Here is a 22,899-nt window from a genome sequence, read left to right on the forward strand (position 1 = left end):
GTTTGCTCCGTCATTGGCCGCCGACCAAACGTTGGCCAGCGCCCATCATCACTGCGCCGACTAGTGCGACTGGCACTTGCACGGCTCTTGTTTCTCCAGCACTACGCTCAACGCGTTGTCCAGCGCGGCGGCGTTGCCTTCGTCGGTGTCGATGTGCACTTCGAGCTTGCTGGTGTCGTCTGCACGAACCAGCAGGTCTTCGAGCACCATCGAGCAACTCGATTCGATCCGCAGATTCATGCGGTCGCCATTCTTCACGCCGTAGAACTCGGCGTCGCGGTTGTTCATGTGCACGTGCCGCTCGGCGCGAATGACGCCTTCGGACAGTTCCACCACACCGGCCGGACCGACCAACACGCACCCCGGCGTGCCTTCGATCTTGCCGCTGGGGCGGACCGGCAGGTCGATGCCCAGCGAGATGCCATCGGTGAACGCCAGCTCCACCTGGCTGAACGAGCGCGTCGGGCCGAGCACTCGCACGCTGGGCAGCATCCGTCGCCGCGGACCGACGACCATCACGGTCTCTTCGGCTGCATAGAACCCGTCTTGATACAGGTCTTTCCCCGGCGTGAGCGTGTGCCCGGGTCCGAACAGAGTTTCGACGTGCTCATCCGTGAGATGAACGTGCCGTGCGGAGACGCTCACCACTAGATTCGGCTCCACCGAGGCGGCTGCCGGCGCGCCAGCGGTGGGGAACGAGAATTGTCGCTGGACAATCTCGCGAACGATGCGTTCGACGTCGCTACGATTCAATGTGGCTGCACTCATCGACGTATTATCTTCAAAGGGGTGATTCACTTTGCGAGGTGGCCATGTCGCCGGGTTGCCCATCCTGATCAGCGGGCGACACGTCGGCCAGCAACAACTCGAGGCCGGCCTCTTTCACTCTCTCTCGCCACGACTCTTCAAGCTCGCTATCGGCCACGACGTGATCGATCTCGCTGAGATCGCAGATCTTGGCGATGCTCTGGTGGCCGAACTTTGTGCTGTCGGCGACCAGGATCACCCGATCGGCCGCGCGAATCATGGCTTGCTGGGTGCTGGCAATCATGTGGTTGCTGTTGTACAGGCCCGACTCGCTGACGCCCGCTGCACTGATCACAGCAGTCCGCACTCTCAGCGAACCAAGCATCTGTTCAGCGTAGGTTCCGACCAGCACGCCGGCGGAACTCTGCAGGTTGCCGCCCACCAGCATCACGTCGATCTCCGAACGCGAGCTGAACAGGTTGGCCACCGGCAACGAGTTGGTCACTACGTGCATCGCACGCCCAGCGATCAACCGTGCCAGTTCGTAGGTAGTGCTACCGCCATCCAGGAGCAGCGTGTCGATGTTCGTCACTAGGTTGGCCGCCACGCGAGCGATCGCGCGCTTCTTGCTCCACTCCGCCTCCTGGCGGTTCTTGAAGTGCGACAGGTGCGGCGACGGACCGGCGTAGAACGCTCCCCCGTGGGTGCGACGCGCCAGCCCCGACTGCTCTAAATGGGCCAGGTCGCGGCGCACGGTCGACTCCGACACATTCAGCGTCTCCGCCAAGTCGGGTAGCGATGCAAACCCTTGCTGGCGAACGATTTCGAGCAGACGTTTCCTGCGATTACTGACCATCCATCCGTCCTGGCGGCTGATTTCGAGCATCAAACGCCACCATTATGCGCCTCAATGTGAAAGATATCAAGCATCGTATTGACATATTTTGTCCACCACAAGGCGGTAGAGTGGCATGCACTGCGCATTACTCAACAAAACAAGGGCTTTGCGGGACATGGAGAGGCGCAAATGGCCCAAGGAGTCCGACAAGAGATGGCGCAAGACGATCATTTGATGATTGAAAGTGCGCAGACTCCGTCATGCGATGCGGCGAACCGAAGCGAGCAATGAAGAGCCCGCCAACAAGCCCAACAGACACGACGTGGGCTCTGGAACCGCATGAGAATACGCCCCCGCATTGGCAGCCGCTGCAAAACTCGACTTCCAAAAGTCGTAGTCGGCCGCGTCGATCCTACCGTTGGCGTTTCCGTCCGCCTGGGTGCCCGCCAGCACGCGGCGGCCAAATAGGTTCCGCCAGGTGGTGTAGTCGGCCAAATTGACCACGCCGTCGAGGTTGTAATCGCCCGGCAGCGTGTCGGTGACGATCGCGATACTCAGGTTATCAATCTCCGCGGATACCGATTCCATCGACGCCAAGCTGCTACCGGTCAGCACGTGCAACGCGAAGTAGCGCTCGAGTTGCGATACCGCTAACTCCTCGCCCGTGAGTAGCGTTACTCCATCGATGGCGACAGTGACCTTGGGCAGTGCTTGGGTGTCGTCGACCAGCACCTGCAACAGGTAGTCGGGACCGAAGGCGAGTCCCTGGCGGGTGACCTCTCCGTTGGCGTTGCCCCCAGCTTCGACGATACGATACCGGTTGTTTTTGGAGAGCTTCACGGTGAGATCGGCATCGTCGCTGAGCGGTTCGCCAATCGGCCAGGAGTCGGCCAGTGTGAGTGCAAATGCTGCATCTTCGCTCGAAGCGCTCGCTTCCAGATGCACCTCGAGCGACAACAGCCACTTCTCGCCGCTAAGCTGCGGTGCGAAATTGCGCACGGCGCTCACGCTGGGAGAGTCGGCGCCGGTTGCTCCTTGCACTCCGCGAAGAAACAGCTTGCCATCTGTAATCTCCACGGCTGGATCACCCGATGGCGTGGTGCCTTGCTGAAACTCGTACGGCGAATCGACTTGGCCCGCCGCCTGTCGGGGCGCTGCATCCACCGCGTCGTTCAAGTCGCCAGCGGCGTTGAACGCGTCGCGAAACACCCAAGGCGTCTGAGCGAACGAAGCCACGTCGGGCTGCACGCTCAACTCGTAAAACTGATTCAGGTTTTCCGCGCCGCTCACTTCCACGTAGTAAGTCCCCGCAGATGGCAAGTCGAAGCTGGCAAGTTGCTCTTCTTCGCCAATGTCGGCCAAATCGTGCGTCACGAGCGGAGTTTGCCCGTCGCCCGACAGCAGTCGAAAACGCAAGTTGCTGAGCGATCCTGCAGCGAGCGACTGCTGCGGCAGGTTCTCGGGAAAGAAGGTGTAGGTCGGGCCACGGGGCGTGAGTGTGATGGTGGCTTCGCTGGCGAACGGCACTTCGATGCGGTAGTAGTCGACGTCGCTCGTGCCATCGATCGTGACGAAGTCGGTCTGTTCAAAGTCGATGTGCAGATCGTCGGCGTCGCTGCCAACGGTAGTCGCAATGCCCGTCGCGAGTGTTCCCAACAACGTGGCGCCGGTCGATTGATCGTTGCCGCCGCCGGCCTCGAACTTGTCGCCGTACAATCGTGTCAGCGCGTACAAGTCGTCGAACTGCGGACCCTGCAGCGGAAAGCTCGACGTACCCAGCAGCGGTGTGGATCCGGGCACTGTGACATGCAGCAAACCCAATGAATGGCCGAGTTCGTGCTGGAACACACCGCCTAACAGTGCCGGATTGTGGAACGTGGTGTTGTCGGTATCGAGCCGGATGTCGCCTCCGTTGGATGGTCGCTCTGCCTCGCCAAGTTGCCCTGGCTGCGGGAACGCCACGCCCGCGACGCGAATATCGGCCTCGCCCGCGGCGGCGGGTTCCTCGTTCCAGTCTCCGCTTGCGTCTTCGACGTACTCGAACGTGAGCCCTGTCTTGGCAGCGATGTTATCGAACTGCGCTTGGAGCGTCGCGAACCAGGGCCGCTGCGAAAGGTCGTCGCCCGGCGTGGTGCCGTAGATACCATCGAGGTAGGCAACCAAATCGCTCGAGCCACCTTCCACGTCTTGGCCGTCGTCGACAATGCTCCACCGCAACGTGGTGGCGTCTCCCTGGGAGAGCATCGCCCCGTCAGCGGAGGTAGACGACCAGCGGTAAATGTCCTGAAAGTTCGCTCCCCACGCAGCACTGCCAGCCAACGCCCAAAAGACGTGACATATCCAGGCGATGAGCCAGGTTCGCGGGTAAAGTCGGAGGGAGCGGATCATTCGGAGCGGCGGATAACAACGAGCGGAAGTCTTTAGTATAACTACAAGCTGCAAATTCTGACCGGAATTGGACAACGCGAAAACACCTACTTGGGAGTGAGCAACATGCTGCGGATTGGGATCGCTGGCCTGGGATTCATGGGCATGGTCCATTATTTGAGCTACCAGCGGGTGCGGGGCGTGAAGGTGGCGGCCATCGCGACCCCGGAGCCGGAGCGTCGCGCTGGCGACTGGCGTGGGATCAAAGGCAACTTTGGCCCGCCCGGCGAGAAGATGGATCTCTCCGGAATTGAGACGTTCGCCACCGTGGACGAAATGATCGAGCAGGCCGACATCGACGCGGTCGACATCACCCTGCCCCCTGCCCTGCACATGCCAGCGGCCATCCGGGCGCTGAAGGCCGGCAAGCACGTGTTCAGCGAGAAGCCGATCGCGATGACGATCGCCGACGGCAAGAAGATGGTCAAGGCAGCCGCGAAAGCCAATCGTTCGTTGCTGGTTGGGCACGTGCTGCCGTTCTTCCCCGAGTATGCCTGGGCGCTAAAGGCCATCCGCAGCGGCAAGTATGGGCAGGTACTGGGCGGGTCGTTCCGCCGCGTGATCTCCGATCCAACTTGGCTGACGAACTATTGGACGGTCGATCAAGTGGGCGGGCCGATGTTGGATCTTCACGTCCACGACGCGCACTTCATCCGCCTGGTGTTCGGCAAGCCCGACTCGCTCTCGACGGTAGGCCGAATGCATGAAGGCTTACCTGAGTTCTGGCACACGCAGTTTCAGTTCGAGTCGGGCGCGACGGTTGAGGCCACCAGCGGAACGATCGATCAACAGGGGCGGCCGTTCGATCACGGCTTCGAAATCCACCTGGAAGATGCGACGCTCGTGTTCGAGTTTGCCGTGATGGGCGATAGCGGGCGATACCTCTGCCCACCTACTTTGCTCACCAGCACCGGCAAGGCCAAAGAGGCGAAGCTCACCGGAGGCGACCCGATGGACGCATTTGCAGCCGAACTAAAAGAAGTCACCAGGTGCTTTGCGTCCGGCGAGCCGAGCGACATCCTGGGAGCGGACCTGGCCCTCGATGCGGTGGAAATGTGTCACGCACAGTCCACTAGTCTGGCCAGCGGACGCCGTGTGCGACTATAGTAGGGCCATACGTCCCTCGCTCGAGTAACGCACGAAACGCCCCTGCATGCCGGGGCGACTTTGTATATGCCCATCGACTTCACTCCCGATCACGTTCTTTACCAGCTTGCCGTCGTATTGATTGCTGGAATCATCGGTGGTGAGATCTTTGGTCTGATGCGATTGCCGAAGGTCACGGGCTGGATCGCCACTGGCATTCTGATTCGTGCCACTGCCAATCAACACACGATGGTTACCGGCCTGAACTCGGGTTCGGTGGAACTCTTCAGGCCGTACATGCACTTTGTGCTCGGCTACATTGCCTTCACCGTGGGCGCCGCGTTGCATTTCGCCAGTCTGCGAAATTCGGGCCGGCGACTCGGGCTGTTGCTGCTGGGCGAGGCGGTGTTCACGCCCACGGTCGTTACACTCATCATGTACTTCGTCGGGCGTGCCATTGCGCCGGATCAGATGACGATGCGGGCCGGATTGCTGCTGGCGGCGATCGCCATTGCCGGTGCGCCGGGCACCACAATTCTCGTGGTGCAGGAGTGCCGCGCGCGCGGCATCCTTACGCGTACGTTGGTGGCCGCCGTGGCGCTGATCGACATGGTCGCCGTCGGAGCGTTTGCATTTGTGTCGTCCTATCTTGCCGAAGGCGGCGCTGGTGGCGAAGCGTGGCACAGCACCTGGTCAATGGCCATTGTCTCGGTGGGGCGCGAGTTCGGCCTTGCGCTTTGCGTCGGAGGGCTCAGTGCGGTGATCGCCCTGGTGCTCAGTCGCACCTTGGTCAGCCCGGCATTCCTCGGACCAACGATGGTGGCCGTGATCCTCGGTTCATGGGGTGGCGCTGCGGGGCTCGACGTGTCGGGCATCCTGGCGTGTACGTTCGCTGGCATCGTCGTCTCGAACCTGAAGCACGACGTGGTCCGATCCGCGGAGGCTTACCTGCACTCGATCGGCGGCGTGTTGTTCGCAGCCTTCTTTACCTTTGCGGGCATGAACCTCGACTTCTCGCTGGTGATGAAGGCGGCTGGCCTGGTGGTGCTATACTTCCTGGCTCGTTTCCTGGGAAAGTATGTCGGTGCGTACACGGCCATGTCGCTGGCTCATGTGCCGTCGAAGGTGCGTAACTACCTGGGCCTCGCGCTGGTGCCGCACGGGGGCGTGGCAGTTGGTTTGATCTTGATCGTGCAGTCCGATCCTCGACTCCAGGACTCCGCAGAGCTGGTCACCACCGTGGGCCTCGCCGCCCTGGCGATCAATCAACTCGTCGGTCCCAGCGGCGCACGGTTCGCGCTGCAGAGAGCGGGTGAGGCCAACAAGGATCTGCCGCGGCTGCTCGACTTCCTTGACGAGCACCACATCACCGTCGATGTCACCGGCAAGAACAAGGACGACGTTATCCGCACGCTGGCCGCGCAGCTCTACACTACGAAGGACAAGCCGTCTATTCCGCAGGATGAGTTCGTACAAAAGGTGTTCGAGCGCGAAGCACTCGCGTCGACATGCTTGTCGCAGGGACTGATGGTTCCGCACGCGATACTCGATAGCGGGCAGGAAATCACCGGAGTCCTGGGCATCAGTTCCAAGGGACTCGATCTCGGCGCGCCGGACGGCCATCCGGTGCACGCCATCTTGCTACTGGCCACGCCCGAGTCGGACCGGAATCGGCATCTCGAAGTGCTGGCCGCCTTCGCCCGGGCGATTACTCGCGACATCAACCTTCGCGAGCAGCTGTACCATGCTCGCAGCGCGGCCTTCGCCTACGACGTGCTGCATGCGGACGCGGCCGAGGACATCAACTACTTCCTCGAAGACGCCCTGGTGAAAGCGGGGGTGGGCGAATCGAGCGAGCCGTGATGGGCGCGATGCGTCTGGAGCATCACCCCGTGTATTCGGTGTCTTCCTGCTCGGGGTCTTCATCGGCATCGAGTACTGCCAAGTGTTCTGCAGCAAAGTACCTGCCCGCCAGCAGCCTCACCGGCACAAGGATGGCGATGAACAGTGGAAACAAGAGGGCAATCCAACTGATGCTGCTCGTCTTCACCATCCAAAGCACTGCCAGGCAAACGAATTGCAAAGCGGTGAACACATGGGTGACGTGAATGGGAACTTTGCGGATGTAGTGCGTTGCGGGGTAGAGCTGCGGGTCCTTGACCCACAAGCTCATGCGCTCGAAGAACTGATTGCCTGCAATCGACACCACGCCCATGAACAAGAACAGCCCGTAGAGCACCGCCAGGGGAATGTACTTGAGCGCAGCGAGCAATAGCAGCGAAAGGCCGATCAGCAAATGGATTGCAAACGGCGTGACGCGGTTCTCGCGTACATGAATGATCTTCTCTTTGGTGTGCCCGCTACGACTGACGACTTCTTCCGACGTCGCCAGACTGCGCACGTGGTTGAGCGAGCGGACTGTCGCGGCAACCAACCAAGGCAAACCGAATAGCGAGCAGAAACCAATCAGCACGCCCACGACCAACAAGTCGAGATGATACGCCACGCCCTTGTGCAAGTGATGATCGGGGCTGTTGATCAATCGTGCGGTGATGTTCTGATCCAGGTACACCAGCACCGCGACCAGCAAGGCCGGGCCTGCTGCGGCAAACTTCATCCAAGTCGGAACTTGCCCTATCGGCACCAGCCAATCTCGCCCACTGGTCGTTCCCAGCTTGTCGGGTACATCGAGCGGCTTCAAATCGACCTCGTGAAACCAAAATGCAACGGCCGCCATGCTGACCATGGCAATGGTAGGCCCGAAGTCGGCCAGAAACTCTCGCATCCAACCGCGCAGGAAGTCGCTATGCCGAAACCGCGAGAGACTAGTGGCCACGTAGTACGTTCCCAAGGCCAGCAACAAGGTTAACAGCGCGGTGGAATGATGCTGCGCGGTTTCGAGATCCTGAAACTCATGCACCAGCGACTTTAAGGCCTCGTAGATGAAGATCAAAGAGATCAGTGCAGCGAAGGTCTCGTCGGTAAAACGGGTGAAGAACCGCATCAGGCAACTGGCGTCGAACAAGGCGAATAGCACCACCCACACCGCCGACCAGATCCCCACCCAGGCATAGACCGGAAGGAACGGATGTTGAAAGTCCTGGCACACCTGGTATAGCACCGCGGTAAACACCAACAGCGGTCCCGTGCCTCCCAGGATGACCAGCGGCTGTCCTGCAACCAGCGCGTACACAATGCCGCAGATTGCGGTAGCTACCAGCATCTCCACGGCACCGATCTGCTGGCCGGTGCTCACCGACATCAACCCGCCGAACGTCACCGCCGGCGCGAGGCAGGCGAAGAACAGAAAGAACGTCGAGCCGACACACTTCGCGTGCAGCCCGTCGAGCCAGTCACTCACGTAGTGCGGCGCGCGACGAGCCGTGTCGCCGATCACTCCGCCGGCAAAGCGGCCGGTGTACTGCAGCCCATCGACGGGCGCCGGCTGCGGCGTCGCCACAGCCAGCGCGTTGCGCTCGGCGAACCGATCCAGTGCAGCGACCAGGTCGTCGCTCGACTTGGCGATCCGCGCGTCGTAGCGGAACTCCTCATCCGCCATCAACTTCGCAATATTAGCGAGCAAGTCCAGGTGTTGCGAGATGGCCAACTCGGGACCCATCAATAGGAATAGGAACCGGGTCGGGATTCCGTCGGGCGCTCCGAGGTTCAGCGGGTGGGCCAGCCTGGCGAACACCACGGTGGGCTCCGAAAACGCCGACATGTAAACGTGCGGCACCGCCAGGGCATGCCCAATGGCCGTGGAGGATTGCTTCTCGCGAGACGCCAACGACTGCTCGACACTCTCGCGATCGGCCTCGTCGATGATGCCTCGATTGGCAAGGTGCTCCGTGGTGGCGTGAAACACGTCACCGAAATCTTGCGCATCGAGGTCCAACAGCACAGATGCATCGGCCAATGCACCGCGAATGATTTCCATAAGACACCGATGACAGTCGATCGCTGAAGAGCGGGTCGACGACGACCCCCTGCGTTAATTCACCCCGTGAGTCCGTACATCTTAACCAGAAACCACGGCTTAAATACACGTGGATTGGTGAAGCGACGAAGCCACGAAGCGCTGCAGCTTATACATGACTAGCGTGTCTTGTATATCAACTTGTCATCAATGGCGGCTAGCCTAACGGCTCAGCCCATGTGCTCGATGATCGCCGAGCCAAACTCGCTGCATTTCAGCAGCTTGGCGCCGTCCATCAATCGCTCGAAGTCGTACGTCACGGTCTTCGCGCCGATGGCGCCGTTCATGCCGGTGATGATCTTGTCGGCCGCTTCGGTCCAGCCCATGTGACGCAGCATCATCTCGCCAGAGAGGATCACGCTTCCCGGGTTCACCTGGTCCTTGCCGGCGTACTTCGGCGCGGTGCCGTGCGTGGCTTCGAAGATCGCATGCCCGGTGTCGTAGTTGATGTTGCCACCCGGAGCGATGCCGATACCACCGACGCACGCAGCGAGCGCGTCGCTAATATAGTCGCCGTTCAGGTTGAGCGTGGCGATCACGCTGTACTCGGCGGGACGGGTGAGGATCTGTTGCAGCATTGCGTCGGCGATCACGTCCTTCACGGTGATGGTGCTGCCATCCTTGGGCGACTTGAAGGTGCACCACGGTCCGCCGTCGAGTTCGGTGGCGCCGAACTCTTCCTTCGCACACTGGTAGCCCCAGTCGCGGAAGCCACCTTCGGTGAACTTCATGATGTTGCCCTTGTGCACCAAGGTGACCGAGTCGCGCCCGTTGTCGATGGCGTACTGAATGGCCGCCTTGGCGATTCGCCACGTGCCTTCCTTCGACACCGGCTTGATGCCAATGCCGGCGGTGTTCGGGAAGCGGATCTTCTTGTAGCGATCGGGGAACGCCTCGGCGAACATGCTCTTGAACTTCTCGCAGTCGTCGGTGCCGTTCTCGAACTCGATGCCCGCGTAGATGTCTTCGCTGTTCTCGCGGAAGATAACCATGTCGGTGAGGTCGGGCCGCTTGACCGGCGAGGGAACGCCCTCGAACCAACGCACGGGGCGCAAGCAGGTATAGAGGTCGAGGATCTGTCGCAGCGCCACGTTCAGCGAGCGGATGCCACCGCCGACCGGCGTGGTGAGCGGGCCTTTAATGCCCACCAAGTAGGTGCGGAACGCGTCGAGCGTTTCGTCGGGCAGCCAGTTGCCGTTGGCGTTGAACGACTTCTCGCCCGCCAGCACTTCCTGCCAGGCGATCTTGCGCTGGCCGCCATAGGCTTTCTCGACCGCCGCGTCGAACACCCGCACGCTAGCAGCCCAGATGTCGGGACCAGTGCCATCGCCCTCGATGAACGGGATAATCGGCTGGTCGGGGACGTTCAGCTTGCCGTCCTGCATGGTGATGGCGCTGCCGCTCATGATGGGGGGTCCTTTGGGGTTGAATTTGGTTGTTCGGAGTTTGATCGAGAATCACAGCAGGCCATTTCGGAGCCTGTGAGTAGGTGAGTAAGTGAGTAGGTGTCGCTGGTTCACCTGCTCACTTACTTGCCTACTCACCTATTACCCACGCAGGCCAAACCGCCGATTCTCGGCAGCACCAGCGGACGGGTCAATGGGCGCAGGGCGTCCGGGGCCCGGGATTCCGCAGCATGCGGTACGTTGCATCGCCAGTTGCGGCGAGTCACAATCAAGGATCTCACTGCCACCTCTTGCGTTTTTCCACCCTCTGGGAGTGCTTTGAAATGTCTACCTATACAACCCGTCGCGAAATGCTGAAGTCGACGGCCGCGGCCTCCGCCGGCCTGGCGATCGGCAGCCTGGGCCTCGGCCAGCTGGCCTGGGCCGAAGAAGCAGCCAAAAAAGACGAAAAGGACAAGAAGGACCCGCTGTTCGAGATCTCCCTGGCCGAATGGTCGCTGCACCGCACTATTAATAGTGGCGAGATGACCAATCTCGACTTCCCCGCCGTGGCGAAGAACGAATTCGACATCAGCGCCGTGGAGTACGTGAATCAGTTCTTCAAGGATAAGGCCAAGGACCTCGATTACCTGGGCGAATTGAAGACCCGCTGCGACGACCTGGGGGTCCGCAGCCTGCTGATCATGTGCGACGGAGAGGGCAAACTGGGCGATCCGGACGAAAAGGCCCGGCGAAAAGCCGTCGAGAACCACTTCCGCTGGGTCGAAGCGGCCAAACTGCTCGGCTGTCATTCGATCCGCGTGAACGCGGCCTCCGACGGCACCCGCGAGGAGCAGCGTGATCGGGCGGCCGACGGGCTGTCGCAGCTCGGCGAGTTTGCCGACGAGCACGGCATCAACGTCCTGGTCGAGAACCACGGCGGGCTGTCGTCCGATGGCGCTTGGCTGGTGGCCGTGATGGAGCAGGTCGCCCGGCCCAATGTCGGCACCCTGCCCGACTTTGGCAACTTCTACGACTACGACCGCTACAAGGGCGTCGAGGAGCTGATGCCGTTCGCCAAGGCGGTGAGCGCCAAGAGCAAGAAGTTCAACGCCGACGGCGACGAGGCGGACATCGACTACCGCCGGATGATGAAGATCGTGCTCGACGCCGACTACCACGGCTACGTCGGCGTGGAGTGGGAAGGTGGCAAGCCCGACGAGAAGGAGGGCATCCGCCTGACGCGCGACCTGCTTTTGAAAGTCCGCGAAGAGCTCAGCTGAGCATCTGCCAAATCGGCAGTAGGCCAATCTAACTTGGTCACCACCACAGCCGATCGAGCCCCACGGGGTTCGATCGGCTTTTTGTTTGCCCAAATGGAAACTTTCAGAATCTGTGGAAAAATGTCTCAAGTTTCAGATTGGCCTTGTCTTGATAGCATTTTCTTGGTACTTACCACGCCCTCCGCCGAACTGGACACTCGGCTGATGGGACAGAGAACCGCTGCACGCTTTTTGTGCACAGCCGCGTGCCCACGTTTTGGGCACGCCGTGCACTAGGTTAGGCACCGCCGGCCTGTGGTCGTAAGTGCAAGCATTGCAACGGGATGCATGCATTGGCTTGACAGCATACGAAGATGTCCACAACTGGCGGGTCTGTGTGGGCCCGTGACCGCAATCGCTCCCAAGCACAAACGTAAGGAGACAAGTGCCGTGACCACTGAAAAACAGGAACGCTATCAACAAGTCCTCTCCACCGCTCGCCAATTGGCCGAACGCGACCTCGACTGGGTGACCTTCTTCCGCGAGGTACTGGGCATCGAAGGTGTTGTCCGCAAGGCTTTCCCCACGTTCGACGAGTTGTGCGAATTCGAAAAATCGGACGAATACGACGCCATCCAACGCATCCTGGTCAAGCTCCGTGAGAAAAAGGGCACCAACGACTCCGATACCGAGCCCACTCGCGTTATCACCGTCCGCCTGCCCAAGAGCATGCACGAGTACCTGCGTACCGAGGCTCACGACCTGCGGACCAGCATGAACAAGCTCTGCATCTCCAAATTGCTGCAGGTGGTCGAGCAGGACATGATTCCGGCCGAAAAGTCGGCCCCGGCTCGCCGCCGTGCCACTCCGGCTCCTCAGCCTGTGACGCAGCCGGCCGTCAGCACGACGCCGCCTACCCCCCAGCCGTCGCAAAGCACCCCAAGTGCTAGCAACAGCCCGTTCACTTCCAGCTCCAATGGCGTCTCGCCGTTGAAGACCAACTGGTAGCGGGCGGCCGAGCGATTCAGCGGTCAGCGATCAGCAGTCGGCCACGCGGTGGACTGCTGAGAGCTGATCGCTGAAAGCCGAACAATTTAAAAAAGAGCCAGAGACGACCTGTAAGCCGGGTTCTGTCGCGGCCCGGTTCCCGACTAGGAGAACCTGGGCCACGGATGGCCATTCCTCTACGACGCGAGTTGCCTCGCGCCTCCAGCGGCCTACCCGAGAGTCGTAACGAGTCGAGCCGACTCTGCCCTCTGTTTGGCCTTGCGCCGGGTGGGGTTTACCCTGCCAGGCGAGTCACCTCGCCCGCGGTGCGCTCTTACCGCACCATTTCACCCTTACCGGCGAGGCTGTTAGCTATTGGCCCAGCGTGTGGACAACGGCTAACAGCCCCTCCGGCGGTATATTTTCTGTGGCACTTTCCCGGGTCTCACGACCGGTGGACGTTATCCACCACCCTGCCCTCTGGCGCCCGGACTTTCCTCCCGCCCAAGTCCAATGGACCCGAGCCGGCGACCATCCGGTCGTCTCTGGCTGTTGCAATTGTAAGTAGACCCTTATCGGTTGTCAGTTGTTCGCAAGTTGCATCCATCGGCCCAAAACCGGGGGTTTTGTCCCCTACATCGATCCATTGGCCCAAAACCCCAGACGTTTTGGTCCCACCCAAGTGGCGAAACCGCTTGTTTTCTCGACCAAACCATTCGGGGGGTACGACAAAACTCCTCGCGTTGTTCCCCGCATGTTCTCCAGTGGGACGAAACGATAGTCGCCGTTCGCTCCGCCGAACGAGCGCAAGGACTTTCTGCAGCGCTGAGCCATCACGGACGTCGTGGTCATCCGGCTACTTATGTTTCCCAACAAGCCGGAAACGCCAAAATCTGGAGATGCAGCGAATCGAGCAGGACCGCGAAGGGCAAGCCAGTGGAGGACTCACCTACTCACCTACTCACCTACTCACACACACCTGTACATAACACCATGCACCCCCATTGGATCACACTCCCGCACAAATTCAACGGCGATTTTTTGACACACGCGATTTTGTTCTTCCCGTGCACCGCCGCGTGGTGAGGTAGGCGGAGTGGAAAGACTCTCGATCGCACGACGATTTGGCCCGGGCAGTTCTTGGGTTTTTGGAAGCCCACCGATGGGGAGCGGCACCGCTGGAGATTCGGAGCCATCCCAGAAGTGCCTCGGCGTGTCACGCCGAATGCAGTTGCGAATCGCCTGGAAATGGCACAGGACGATGAAGCCTGTATAGATTCGCCACTCCAGCGAATCGGATGGTTGCCTGACTCATATTCCCCAAATCCATAAGCATTGCCACGAACTGATTTCCCTCCGACCCGGCGGCTCACACCCGAGCTGCTGTGCGACATCATCTGCAACTGGCTGCAACGCGTCTGCAACTTGCTCAGCCGAGCTACTCCGCTTTCCCCGAACTTCCATGATTCGGAGTGAAGTTCGTCGTCCGCGTACTCTAACCACTAGATAGCACCACCATCCATGGTGTTGACTTAACAGCAATTCTAGACCGTCAATCGAGTTCATCTCGATTCGTGTCCTAACAAATGGCACATTACCTACGGAAACTCGATTTGATAATTCATCGATCTCAAGGGTGCGGTTAAATAGTTCTTGGAGGATCTCCCACAAAAGCCCAATGGAAATATAGAGGCCTAGACCGACAAATGCAGCCACAAATACGCCACTCACAAATGTTTCAAAGACTTGACTCAGCCCTTTGATAGGTAGCTCATTCCAAACTGCAAGAGCGAACATCACTATTATGGCAACGCAGAGGTATGCCAAAAAGATAAATAGTGGTGTTACCAAAACCAGTGGCCACAAATGCGATCGACGACCGAATTTCAGAACTCGCTTGCCAGCAGTGGAGGCGTCAACTTTGTATTGGCTCGAATAGTCGTATAGGAGGGGACCGTTGTTCTTCATCTTGGAAAGTCTAGCAAAACCAATCTCACCAGCGAACCGTTCTCGGCGTGAAACTCCTGTGCAGGAATTGGCGTCGTGCCAACGTGCCTCGGCCACATCGACCTAGGCACGGTCCGGCGGTCCCGCAACTCCCCGCGGCATACATCCCCTCCGTATCTCCCAGCAGTTTTGAAAACGCAAACCCGGCCGCACTCCGCCTGTCTCCGTCATCCGCCTGACCGGACCACTCAGCGCCCCTACGATCAGATTCTACACCCGCAGGAAGATCTTCTTGCGGTACATGAGATACAGAAACAGCCACTTCAGCATCACCAGGCCGATCGCAAACAGCAGTGGTTCGTAGCCGCCGGTCAGCCCGAGTACGCCGTCGAGCAGGAAGTGCGCGGTGTAGTTGAAGTCGATCAACCGCTGGGCCATGTAGATCAGGATGGAGTTGCTGCCGATCACGACGAAGAAGAACGCCCAGCGGCGAAATTTCCAGACGTCGATCACCAGATAGAACGCGGCCAGGAAGATCAGGCTCCAGCCTGCACACCATAGCACAAACGAACTCGACCACAGGTTCTTGTTGATGGGGAAGTTAAAGTCCCAGAGCCAGCCCAGCCCTAAACAAACCACTCCCATCAGGGCCATCATGCCGGCCTTGAAGTAACCGCTTCCCTGCGAGTGCTTGAGAAACTGACCGGTCAGCCCTCCAGCGAGCGCCGTGGCCACCGCGGGCACGGTCCCCAAGATCCCTTCGGGATCGCGGTTGCCCTTGTAGAGTCGCCCCGGCAGCAGCGTGTGGTCGATCCAGTCGGTCAGCGTGTGACCGGGCTCCAAATCACCCGCCCCAAAGCCTGGCACGGGGATGAACTTCAGCGCGGCCCAGTATCCCACGAGCAGTCCCACAATCCACCATAGCCGCCCGCGCAGATCGGTGTTCAAGAACACCAGCCCCGCCAGCATGTACGCCAGGCCGATGCGGCCCAGCACACTCGGATAACGCATGTTGGCAAAGTCCAGCTTGAGGATGCCGCTGTAGACCCAGCCCAGCAGTACCAGAACCAGTCCGCGGATAATGACGTGCCGGTAGAGTTGCGCCTTGGTGTCGCCGCGCGCCAGCCGTTTCTCGAAAGAGTACGGCATCGACACGCCGGCCATGAACAGGAACAACGGGAAGATCAAGTCGTAAAACGTAAACCCATGCCACTCGGGATGCTCGAGTTGCCCACTGAGCCACACCAGCCCCGCCCAACCGGTGAGCTTCGCCGCAGCGTGCGCGATTGATTCCCCACCGATGATCCAGAACATATCGAAGCCCCGCAGCGCATCGAGGCTCATCAGGCGTTCTGCCTTGGGCGCGGGTTCCACCTTGACTGCTTCGTCTGACACGATTCACCACTCCCATGCAAAGAAACTGCCGGCTACCATTTGGCTGGCATTGTAACCGCTCGCTGGTCGAGAATCGAAGTGTAAGAAAACTACAGCCGCGCGGGGAGAGTGCCTTACCAATAGGTGATGCTTTAACGACGAGCAAATCCGTTAGCCACGGAGTGGCGACCGCGCATAGCCTGGGACGCGAGTCCCAGGAAGCCGTGTGGCTATTCTCCAAAGCCGCCGAGCGGCGACAGCGACTCTAACCCACATGCTCCTGCTCGAACACATACTGCGGGCCATACTCGATATGATGCCGCTCGAGCAACTCAATGAACTCCACTTGGAAGCTCCTTTGGCGATGGTAGTGGCTTGCTGAACGAGAATCTATAGCTCAAAATGTCGCGGAACCGTCGCCGCAAAGCGACAGAACCAAGCCGTGAACCGGAGCACTCATTCACGCGGCATCTGAAATCACAGCCTTCCCTTCGTGCCCGGTTACGGCGGTGGTTAGGAGCAAGAAGATGAGACACCTTTGCATTCTTGCCATGTGCATCGCGATCTTCGGCTGCGGCGGCCACCGTGACCGCACGGAGTACAGTCTCGATGAGAAGTCATTCGATTCCGAAGCGATGGCGAAAATCCAGACGGAATCGGGAATCACCCTTCCTGATGGGTCGGAGGGTCTTGCGTTCAAGCACATCCCCCCAATTGACCCCCTCGTCTTCGCCAAGATTCAGATCCCGGGCGATGCGCAAGAGTCACTCAGCAAGCAGATCGCAGCACTCAAGACGATTGAGTTCCCGAATGACTTTGCATACGACTGGTGTGACTGGTGGCCCCCGCCACCAGAGCAGATCGTGTTGTCGAAACGGGCAACCAACAACGGGTATTATATTGAGCTGCATCTCGTGAAGGAGAACGAACTGTTGATCCTGTATATTCAGTACTTCACGATATAGCTCCTAACAAGCCACTAGAGGCGACATCCTAATGCCCGCGCGTCAGTGGCAACGTTATGTGCCCGAAGTCGTCCCTCGCCTTTGTCGTCGTTCTTTGCTTCGTTGGTTGTGACCGCCAACCCCCATCATCGTCCTCCTCGTCCACAATGGGTAACTCTGTGACTACAGACGGCGGTTGCGCGGCTGAGAGCGTGTTTGGAAGTTGAATGAGCCGCTCGCGCCAGCTAGTCGAGTAGTGGTTTGCAGGATTCTATCCTTGGTGGCCGCCGTCAAAAAGCAAAGATGGTGTAGAATGGCTGCTCCTGCCGACTGTTTGGCGGCAACGAAAGCCTGATTGCTCACCAAGGTCTAGTCGTGCATGTGGAGATATGCTTATGGACCAGAGAAGCTTCCCGAAAGAACTTCCGTTTGTGGCAGTGCTAGTATTCAGAAACAAGGAATGGTGCACCATCGAGCCTCGCCTTGTTACTGCTTCCCATCCCGAGCAAGCCTATCAACTTGCACTAGCTTCCAGTGCAGCCGACAGTCATGGTCATGAATTTGTGGGACTTGCCGACTTATACGAACAGACATTTCCCAAGTTGCCTCCTGGGAAGTCTGAAACGGCCGACGCCACATCTTTGGTAGTGCCAAAAGAAGACCTCCGGGCGTTTCGCGATCCTCGGTGGAAAGGGGCCTCGCCAGATCAACCACTGCACCAGGCTTTTCAGAACCCAGAAGTCTTGGTCGAACTACAAGGCCTGGAGTCGGTCCCATGGCACTCCCTATCGCATGCCTATGGACCAGCTACCGACGTACCTTACGCCCTACGACATCTCGCGTCCTCCCATCCTCGCGTTGCCGCCCACGCGATTGGCTGGTTGCATGCGTCGGTTCTTCATCAGGGGAGTATCTACGATTCGACACTTCGCGCAATACCATTCATTGTCCAAATTGCCGCTGACCCAATCGCCTTGAATCGTGCACAAGTTGTTGAGTTCTTGTGGATTGCCGCCGAATCCAGCAGTGCTGAGAGCATCCGCCGATACCACTTTCATCATGGCAATGACACTTCGCTGGGCTGCGAGTACCTGACCACAGCTGCGGAAGTTCGTGAGGAGTTACTCACGCATCTCCCGATATTCCAAAGTATGGAGAGAGATTCCAATCGCGAGATACAGAAGGCAGCGTCTCGCCTTATTGCTGAACTCACACGTCGGATGGAGCCAGAGAAGTGTTGTCCAGAATGTGGGTTGCCGCTGTTAACGCCACTTGCCAAGCAGTGTTTCAAGTGCGGCGCCGATTGGCACTAAGAGTCCACACCGCATCGTGTATTCAGGCGAACAATCACGACTATCCATTCGCCTCGTGCGTCAGATACTCGTTCTTCAACTCCACGTAGTGCGCCGGGGAGTAGGTGAAGAACGTGCGTTCCTTTTCGGTCACCGGGCGGAGTTGCCGGCAGGGGTTACCGACGTACACGTAGCCCGACTCCAGGTGTTTGCCGGGCGGGACGACGCAGCCTGCGCCGATCATCACTTCGGGCTCAACCACCGCTCCGTCGTTCACGATCGCACCGATGCCGACTAGCACGCGGTCGCCTATTTTGCAGCCGTGCAATACTGCGCTGTGGCCGATCACCACGTCGTCGCCAATTTCCAGCGGGAAGCCTCCGGGATTGTAGTCGCCGGCGTGGGTGATGTGCAGCACCGCGTTGTCCTGCACGTTCGAGCGATGGCCGACGCGGATCGAGTGCATATCGCCCCGCAACACCGCGCCGGGCCACACCGAAACGTCATCGCCCAGCACCACGTCGCCCAGCACCGTGGCATTGCGGGCGATGTATACTCGCGCGCCGAGCGTCGGCGTTACTCCGCGAAAGCTGCTTGTACGATGCTGCATGGCTTGGTTCTCCGAAAGTCTTGCTCCAAGGACGATTATCCGCCAACCGATAGGGGAGAACAAGCGACGGCCGCGGAGGTTGGGAAGTCGCTCCCATGGCGTTATACTTCTAGAGATCGCGCCTTTGGAACAGGGGCGAGGCGGACCTTCTTACGGTGATGCATCATGCGTTGGATATTGCGAATTGGGTACGGGTCGATCCTGTTTGTACTCGCCCTGGGGGCCATCGCCTTGTATCAGGGCGTGACCACTTCGATTCGCGCCGAGAACACGCTGCACGCGACGCTACTGGTTGTGGATCTGACCAAGCAGTACGTCACCACGAACGACGGCGCGTGGCCCGACTCGTGGGACGACCTGGAGAAAGTGAGTCCGCCTGAGAGTTCCGCAGGCACCTACGACTGGCCGGCCGACTCGGCGAAGATCCAGCAGTGCGTGGAAGTCGACTTCGACGCCGACCCCAAGAGGATCGCCTTGCAAGCGCCCGAAGAGTTCGATGCCGTGCTGCCGATCGGACCTTACTATCCTTACCAGGACTACGGTTCGGTACGGGCGTTGATCGAGGCAGTCGCCGCGCATCACGAAGGTGAGTCAACACCTTAGTACGGCGCTCTCTACTCTAGGAACTGGCCAGCAGGTTGGTGATCGTCCGGGCGGCCAGCACCAATGTGACACAAAAGCCGAGACTGCCCACTATCAACAATAGCAGCGGTACCCGTTGCCCCCGTTTGCGGCCAGTGAACCCCAGCCACAGCATCAGGGCGGCCACTGGTGGAAATCCAATCACGGTCAGCGCCTGGGCAAACACAATGAAGTTCACCGCGTTCTTGCCGGCGAGCATCGAGTAGCAGGCGATCGCCATGCCCACTGCCAGGGCGAGCACCGTGAGCCGCTTGCACCACGCGTCGTTTACCGAGCTTCCCCATCCGAGTCCATCGGCCAGCACGGTCCCTCCCAACAGCGCGTTCCCCAGAAAACTGCTAAACGCCGCGGCGAAGATACCACAAGAGAAGAGTATCGACGCGAAGGAGCCAAACAGTGGCTCGAGTTGCCGCGCGATTTCTGCAGTGGATGTCAGTTCGTTGGGCGCGACGTTGCCGTGCAGTGCGGCGGCGCTGGTGACGAGGATGATCGACGAAATAGCGCCCAACAGCGCGATGCCAATGATGGAGTCGCCAAGCCCCTTACGCACTTCGCTCACGCTCCACCCTTTGTCGCGCACCAGGTAGCATTGATAGAACGCAGCAGCCACGGAGAACGTAGTCGCCACGAGTCCCAGTAGCGGCCACAACGCCTGGGCTGCCGAGGCATCACCCTTGGCGGTATCGGGCAGGCTGGGAATCAGCCCCCGCACTACGTCCAAGGGTGCAGGGCGAACAAGAAACAGGTTCAAGCCGAATCCCACCAACATGGTCAGCACCAGCACCATCATCAGCAGCTCCAACGGCCGGTAAATCTGGCGGAAACCTAGCAGCGTGACGACAATGAAGCCGTTGAGTGCAAGCAGTAGGATCAGCTTGGTCGTGTTCGATGCTTGAGAGGCTCCTTCAATCGACGCAATCACCGCCGCGTTGTTACCCGCCTGAAAGCATGCGACGATCAGGAACACCAACACTCCAATCACCACGGCCGCCGGGCGTCCTAGCGTGTCGGCCAGGTACTGGCAGGGAGTGCGGGTCGTCGTCGCGCCCAAGAAGGCGCCCAGCGCGGTCATACCCATCATCAACATCACCGCGGTCGCCAGCACCCACAGCATGCTGTAGCCGTACTGGCATCCCACCTTGGAACTGGTGAGCACGCTGCCCGGCCCCAGCACGATCGATGCCACGATGATCGCCGGCCCGATGGCCAGACCGAGTTGCTTCGCCTTTTCCCAAACGCTCATTACCAGGCCGCCATGCTAGATTGAAGTAAGATGGAAGGAGCTAAATACTATAAAACAGACTCGGTGGGCAAAAACCTGATTCAGCCACGGGTAAACCCCGCGCGGCCGAGCCACAACCAAAGCCGTTTGAACAGGAGGCCGCAGAGGAAGCAGAGAGTACAATGCCGCCACCGTTGTTCGCGCCGATGGAATCAGCCACGGATGAACACGGATGCTAGAACCGACGCCCTGGGTTGGCCAAGCAACCAGAGTAGCTTTACTCGGAGCATGACCGAGACCGCAACTTGGCCGTGGCCCAAGGACTGAGAATCCGTGTTTCATCAGTGTTAATCTGTGGCTCAACCTAAATAATGCGACTGCTATTCGGCCGCCTTGGCCTGTTCTAACAACTGCTGCACGTCCACAGGCTTGCCCCCTTGCTGCAAGCTCGCTTCGGCCGCTTCCATGAAGGCCAGTAGTTCCAGCGTTTCGTTCATGTCGACCGGTGGCTTGCGCGAAAAGAAGAATTCACCTATCTCATCCACCAGCGGCGGGTAACCATCGAATCCGACAATCGTACGGATGTCCTTGCTGCCGTAAGCGGTAATGGAGAACGGCTTGCGCCCCGAGGGACCGTTCTTCAGCCCGCGAAAGGTGCCGCATCTCCCATCGCTCCACAAGCCGACGGCCACACACTCGTTCTCGCCATCGAAGCACACCACTTGCTCGCACCCCGCGCCCATCAACGCGTAGAGCGACTCCACGCCATGAATGCCGTACCAGTACAAAGCGGGGTGCGTGGGGTCGGTCTTGTAGGGCGAGGTGGCGGTCGCGCCGTTCAGCTTGCCAACCGACTTGTCGCCCTTGAGTTCTTGCATCTGCGCGCTGAAGCGAAGCGCCGAACTCGAGAAGCAGGGCGTCTTGGTCTCGTCCGCGATCCGCTTGATCGCCACCGCGTCGGCCAGCGATGCAGCGCACGGCTTGTCGATAAATACCGGCTTGCCGTGAGCGATCTTGCGAAACTGCTCGAGGTGCACCCGACCATCGACACTCTCCAGCAGAAAGGCATCGCACAGCGGATTCAGGTCTTCGATGTTATCGACGATCTCCACACCCATGTCGGCCAGTTGCTTGGTAAATCCCTCCACCCGATCGCGACTCGACGCAATATCGTCGCTCCCGCCTGGATAGGCGGCGACCACGGTGATGTCGGCCAGGCTGCCGGCGGCCTGCGGATTGTTAAACAGCTTGGTGAAAGCGACCGCATGCGAGGTATCGCAGCCAACGATGCCCACGCGCACTGGCTCGGCCGCAGCCATGGACGCAGCCGCGAGCGCGACCATCAAGCCGCACATCACACGGGTTAGAAAACGATGTTGCATGGTTCGTGATCCTCTGCAGGGGGTTTAGTAACTCTTCTCGAGTTGCGATGCGGCGGGCGCATCGAGGAACAGGGTCGTCGCTTCGTGCTGCTGCAAGATCGACGCGGGCACCGTGGAAGTCACGGGACCTTCCAGCGCGTTGCGCACCGCTTGGGCCTTCCGCTCGTCGGGCACGGTGCACACAATGTGGTTGGTCTTGAGAATCTGCTTGATGCTCATCGTAATCGCGTGCGTTGGCACGTCGTCGAGCGTCGCGAACCAACCTTCGCCGGTTTGCTGCTGTCGACAGGCTTCGTCCAAGGCCACGCACAGGTACGGCTCTTCAGTCTCAAAGTCGGCTGGCGGATCGTTGAACGCCAGGTGGCCGTTCTCGCCAATGCCGACGAACGCCACGTCCACCGGGTGCTGCTTGAGGATCTCGCCCACCCTCTTGCACTCTTGGGGAGCATCCTGCTCGCCGCTCAAATAATGAAACGCACGCAGCGGCACCGGCAACTGGCTCACGAAGTTCGACCACAAGTAGCCTCGGAACGAACCTTTGTGGCGAAACGGCAAGTCAATGTACTCGTCGAGGTGAAAACCGGTGACGCACTGCCAATCGATGTCGTCCATTGCGACCAGATTGCTTAGCATACCGAGTTGCGAAGCCCCTGTGGCCACGATGATGTTCGCCTGCCCGCGCTCATTGATGGCCTGCCGAACCAACTCGGCCCCGTGCTGGGCGGCCGCCTTGGCCATGGTCGCCGCATCGGGCGAGATGCTCACTTGCATAGAGTTA

General features: G+C 59.7%; 17 protein-coding genes and 1 other RNA gene. 6 read left to right on the top strand and 12 right to left on the bottom strand.

The annotated features are described in order from the left end of the window. Positions 1-60: 60 nt before the first annotated feature. From pduL to ACQK2L_RS26525, 3 genes are all read right to left on the bottom strand, one after another. Entirely contained in the window at positions 61-768 is a 708-nt protein-coding gene (pduL, locus tag ACQK2L_RS26515; protein ID WP_425400065.1) for a phosphate propanoyltransferase, read from the bottom strand. Between the two features lie 13 nt (positions 769-781). Beyond that, positions 782-1,633 (bottom strand): DeoR/GlpR family DNA-binding transcription regulator, encoded by an 852-nt coding sequence (locus ACQK2L_RS26520; protein ID WP_425400066.1) that lies wholly within the window; start codon positions 1,631-1,633, stop codon positions 782-784. A gap of 210 nt (positions 1,634-1,843) precedes the next feature. Then, positions 1,844-3,973 (bottom strand): hypothetical protein, encoded by a 2,130-nt coding sequence (locus ACQK2L_RS26525; RefSeq protein ID WP_425400067.1) that lies wholly within the window; start codon positions 3,971-3,973, stop codon positions 1,844-1,846. 105 nt (positions 3,974-4,078) lie between these two features. Between ACQK2L_RS26525 and ACQK2L_RS26530 the strand changes: the two genes are divergently transcribed. Beyond that, positions 4,079-5,119: a Gfo/Idh/MocA family protein gene (locus tag ACQK2L_RS26530; RefSeq protein WP_425400068.1), complete on the top strand. Its 1,041-nt coding sequence runs from the start codon at positions 4,079-4,081 to the stop codon at positions 5,117-5,119. 66 nt (positions 5,120-5,185) lie between these two features. Beyond that, positions 5,186-6,961 carry a cation:proton antiporter gene (locus tag ACQK2L_RS26535; RefSeq protein ID WP_425400069.1) on the top strand — a complete coding sequence of 592 codons (1,776 nt, stop codon included), beginning with the start codon at positions 5,186-5,188 and terminating at the stop codon, positions 6,959-6,961. A 22-nt stretch (positions 6,962-6,983) separates the two neighbouring features. Here ACQK2L_RS26535 and ACQK2L_RS26540 read toward each other — a convergent pair whose 3' ends face one another. Together ACQK2L_RS26540 and icd are read right to left on the bottom strand one after the other, a co-directional pair. Continuing rightward, positions 6,984-9,035, bottom strand: coding sequence for a PTS sugar transporter subunit IIA (locus ACQK2L_RS26540; RefSeq protein ID WP_425400070.1), 2,052 nt, complete (start codon positions 9,033-9,035; stop codon positions 6,984-6,986). Positions 9,036-9,244: 209 nt separating this feature from the next. Beyond that, positions 9,245-10,480 carry an NADP-dependent isocitrate dehydrogenase gene (icd, locus tag ACQK2L_RS26545; RefSeq protein ID WP_425400071.1) on the bottom strand — a complete coding sequence of 412 codons (1,236 nt, stop codon included), beginning with the start codon at positions 10,478-10,480 and terminating at the stop codon, positions 9,245-9,247. A gap of 323 nt (positions 10,481-10,803) precedes the next feature. Here icd and ACQK2L_RS26550 point away from each other — a divergent pair, with 323 nt between their 5' ends. Continuing rightward, positions 10,804-11,742 (top strand): sugar phosphate isomerase/epimerase family protein, encoded by a 939-nt coding sequence (locus tag ACQK2L_RS26550; protein ID WP_425400072.1) that lies wholly within the window; start codon positions 10,804-10,806, stop codon positions 11,740-11,742. A 429-nt stretch (positions 11,743-12,171) separates the two neighbouring features. Then, positions 12,172-12,729 carry a hypothetical protein gene (locus ACQK2L_RS26555; RefSeq protein ID WP_425400073.1) on the top strand — a complete coding sequence of 186 codons (558 nt, stop codon included), beginning with the start codon at positions 12,172-12,174 and terminating at the stop codon, positions 12,727-12,729. Between the two features lie 95 nt (positions 12,730-12,824). On the opposite strand, the gene rnpB is transcribed toward ACQK2L_RS26555, so the two are convergent. Both rnpB and ACQK2L_RS26565 read right to left on the bottom strand, forming a co-directional pair. After that, positions 12,825-13,255: RNase P RNA component class A (gene rnpB, locus ACQK2L_RS26560), an RNA gene on the bottom strand. 1,670 nt (positions 13,256-14,925) lie between these two features. Next, positions 14,926-16,050, bottom strand: a complete 1,125-nt coding sequence (locus tag ACQK2L_RS26565) for an acyltransferase family protein (protein ID WP_425400074.1) — start codon at positions 16,048-16,050, stop codon at positions 14,926-14,928. Positions 16,051-16,580: 530 nt separating this feature from the next. Between ACQK2L_RS26565 and ACQK2L_RS26570 the strand changes: the two genes are divergently transcribed. Further along, complete coding sequence (locus ACQK2L_RS26570; RefSeq protein WP_425400075.1) at positions 16,581-16,994, top strand: hypothetical protein; 414 nt, start codon at positions 16,581-16,583, stop codon at positions 16,992-16,994. Positions 16,995-17,800: 806 nt separating this feature from the next. Here ACQK2L_RS26570 and ACQK2L_RS26575 read toward each other — a convergent pair. Both ACQK2L_RS26575 and ACQK2L_RS26580 read right to left on the bottom strand, forming a co-directional pair. Beyond that, positions 17,801-18,034: a hypothetical protein gene (locus ACQK2L_RS26575; protein ID WP_425400076.1), complete on the bottom strand. Its 234-nt coding sequence runs from the start codon at positions 18,032-18,034 to the stop codon at positions 17,801-17,803. A gap of 292 nt (positions 18,035-18,326) precedes the next feature. Continuing rightward, a complete protein-coding gene (locus ACQK2L_RS26580) occupies positions 18,327-18,875 on the bottom strand; it encodes a gamma carbonic anhydrase family protein (RefSeq protein WP_425400077.1) in 549 nt (182 codons plus the stop codon). A gap of 165 nt (positions 18,876-19,040) precedes the next feature. Here ACQK2L_RS26580 and ACQK2L_RS26585 point away from each other — a divergent pair, with 165 nt between their 5' ends. Continuing rightward, a complete protein-coding gene (locus ACQK2L_RS26585; RefSeq protein ID WP_425400078.1) occupies positions 19,041-19,478 on the top strand; it encodes a hypothetical protein in 438 nt (145 codons plus the stop codon). A 16-nt stretch (positions 19,479-19,494) separates the two neighbouring features. On the opposite strand, the gene ACQK2L_RS26590 is transcribed toward ACQK2L_RS26585, so the two are convergent. The 3 genes from ACQK2L_RS26590 to ACQK2L_RS26600 all read right to left on the bottom strand — a co-directional run bounded on the left by ACQK2L_RS26590 (position 19,495) and on the right by ACQK2L_RS26600 (position 22,892). Next, positions 19,495-20,760: an Nramp family divalent metal transporter gene (locus ACQK2L_RS26590; protein WP_425400079.1), complete on the bottom strand. Its 1,266-nt coding sequence runs from the start codon at positions 20,758-20,760 to the stop codon at positions 19,495-19,497. Positions 20,761-21,119: 359 nt separating this feature from the next. Next, positions 21,120-22,121 carry a Gfo/Idh/MocA family protein gene (locus tag ACQK2L_RS26595; RefSeq protein WP_425400080.1) on the bottom strand — a complete coding sequence of 334 codons (1,002 nt, stop codon included), beginning with the start codon at positions 22,119-22,121 and terminating at the stop codon, positions 21,120-21,122. 24 nt (positions 22,122-22,145) lie between these two features. After that, positions 22,146-22,892 (bottom strand): glucosamine-6-phosphate deaminase, encoded by a 747-nt coding sequence (locus tag ACQK2L_RS26600; RefSeq protein ID WP_425400081.1) that lies wholly within the window; start codon positions 22,890-22,892, stop codon positions 22,146-22,148. Between the last annotated feature and the right edge of the window lie 7 nt (positions 22,893-22,899).

This window comes from Aeoliella sp. (genome assembly GCF_965227375.1).
Classification (GTDB): Bacteria; Planctomycetota; Planctomycetia; order Pirellulales; family Lacipirellulaceae; genus Aeoliella.

Coding starts and splice junctions, on each gene's coding strand:
- pduL (WP_425400065.1), bottom strand. CDS start 768: ATGAGTGCAGCCACATTGAATCGTAGCGACGTCGAACGCATCGTTCGC.
- ACQK2L_RS26520 (WP_425400066.1), bottom strand. CDS start 1,633: ATGCTCGAAATCAGCCGCCAGGACGGATGGATGGTCAGTAATCGCAGG.
- ACQK2L_RS26525 (WP_425400067.1), bottom strand. CDS start 3,973: ATGATCCGCTCCCTCCGACTTTACCCGCGAACCTGGCTCATCGCCTGG.
- ACQK2L_RS26530 (WP_425400068.1), top strand. CDS start 4,079: ATGCTGCGGATTGGGATCGCTGGCCTGGGATTCATGGGCATGGTCCAT.
- ACQK2L_RS26535 (WP_425400069.1), top strand. CDS start 5,186: ATGCCCATCGACTTCACTCCCGATCACGTTCTTTACCAGCTTGCCGTC.
- ACQK2L_RS26540 (WP_425400070.1), bottom strand. CDS start 9,035: ATGGAAATCATTCGCGGTGCATTGGCCGATGCATCTGTGCTGTTGGAC.
- icd (WP_425400071.1), bottom strand. CDS start 10,480: ATGAGCGGCAGCGCCATCACCATGCAGGACGGCAAGCTGAACGTCCCC.
- ACQK2L_RS26550 (WP_425400072.1), top strand. CDS start 10,804: ATGTCTACCTATACAACCCGTCGCGAAATGCTGAAGTCGACGGCCGCG.
- ACQK2L_RS26570 (WP_425400075.1), top strand. CDS start 16,581: ATGTGCATCGCGATCTTCGGCTGCGGCGGCCACCGTGACCGCACGGAG.
- ACQK2L_RS26575 (WP_425400076.1), bottom strand. CDS start 18,034: ATGATGAAAGTGGTATCGGCGGATGCTCTCAGCACTGCTGGATTCGGC.
- ACQK2L_RS26580 (WP_425400077.1), bottom strand. CDS start 18,875: ATGCAGCATCGTACAAGCAGCTTTCGCGGAGTAACGCCGACGCTCGGC.
- ACQK2L_RS26585 (WP_425400078.1), top strand. CDS start 19,041: ATGCGTTGGATATTGCGAATTGGGTACGGGTCGATCCTGTTTGTACTC.
- ACQK2L_RS26590 (WP_425400079.1), bottom strand. CDS start 20,760: ATGAGCGTTTGGGAAAAGGCGAAGCAACTCGGTCTGGCCATCGGGCCG.
- ACQK2L_RS26595 (WP_425400080.1), bottom strand. CDS start 22,121: ATGCAACATCGTTTTCTAACCCGTGTGATGTGCGGCTTGATGGTCGCG.
- ACQK2L_RS26600 (WP_425400081.1), bottom strand. CDS start 22,892: ATGCAAGTGAGCATCTCGCCCGATGCGGCGACCATGGCCAAGGCGGCC.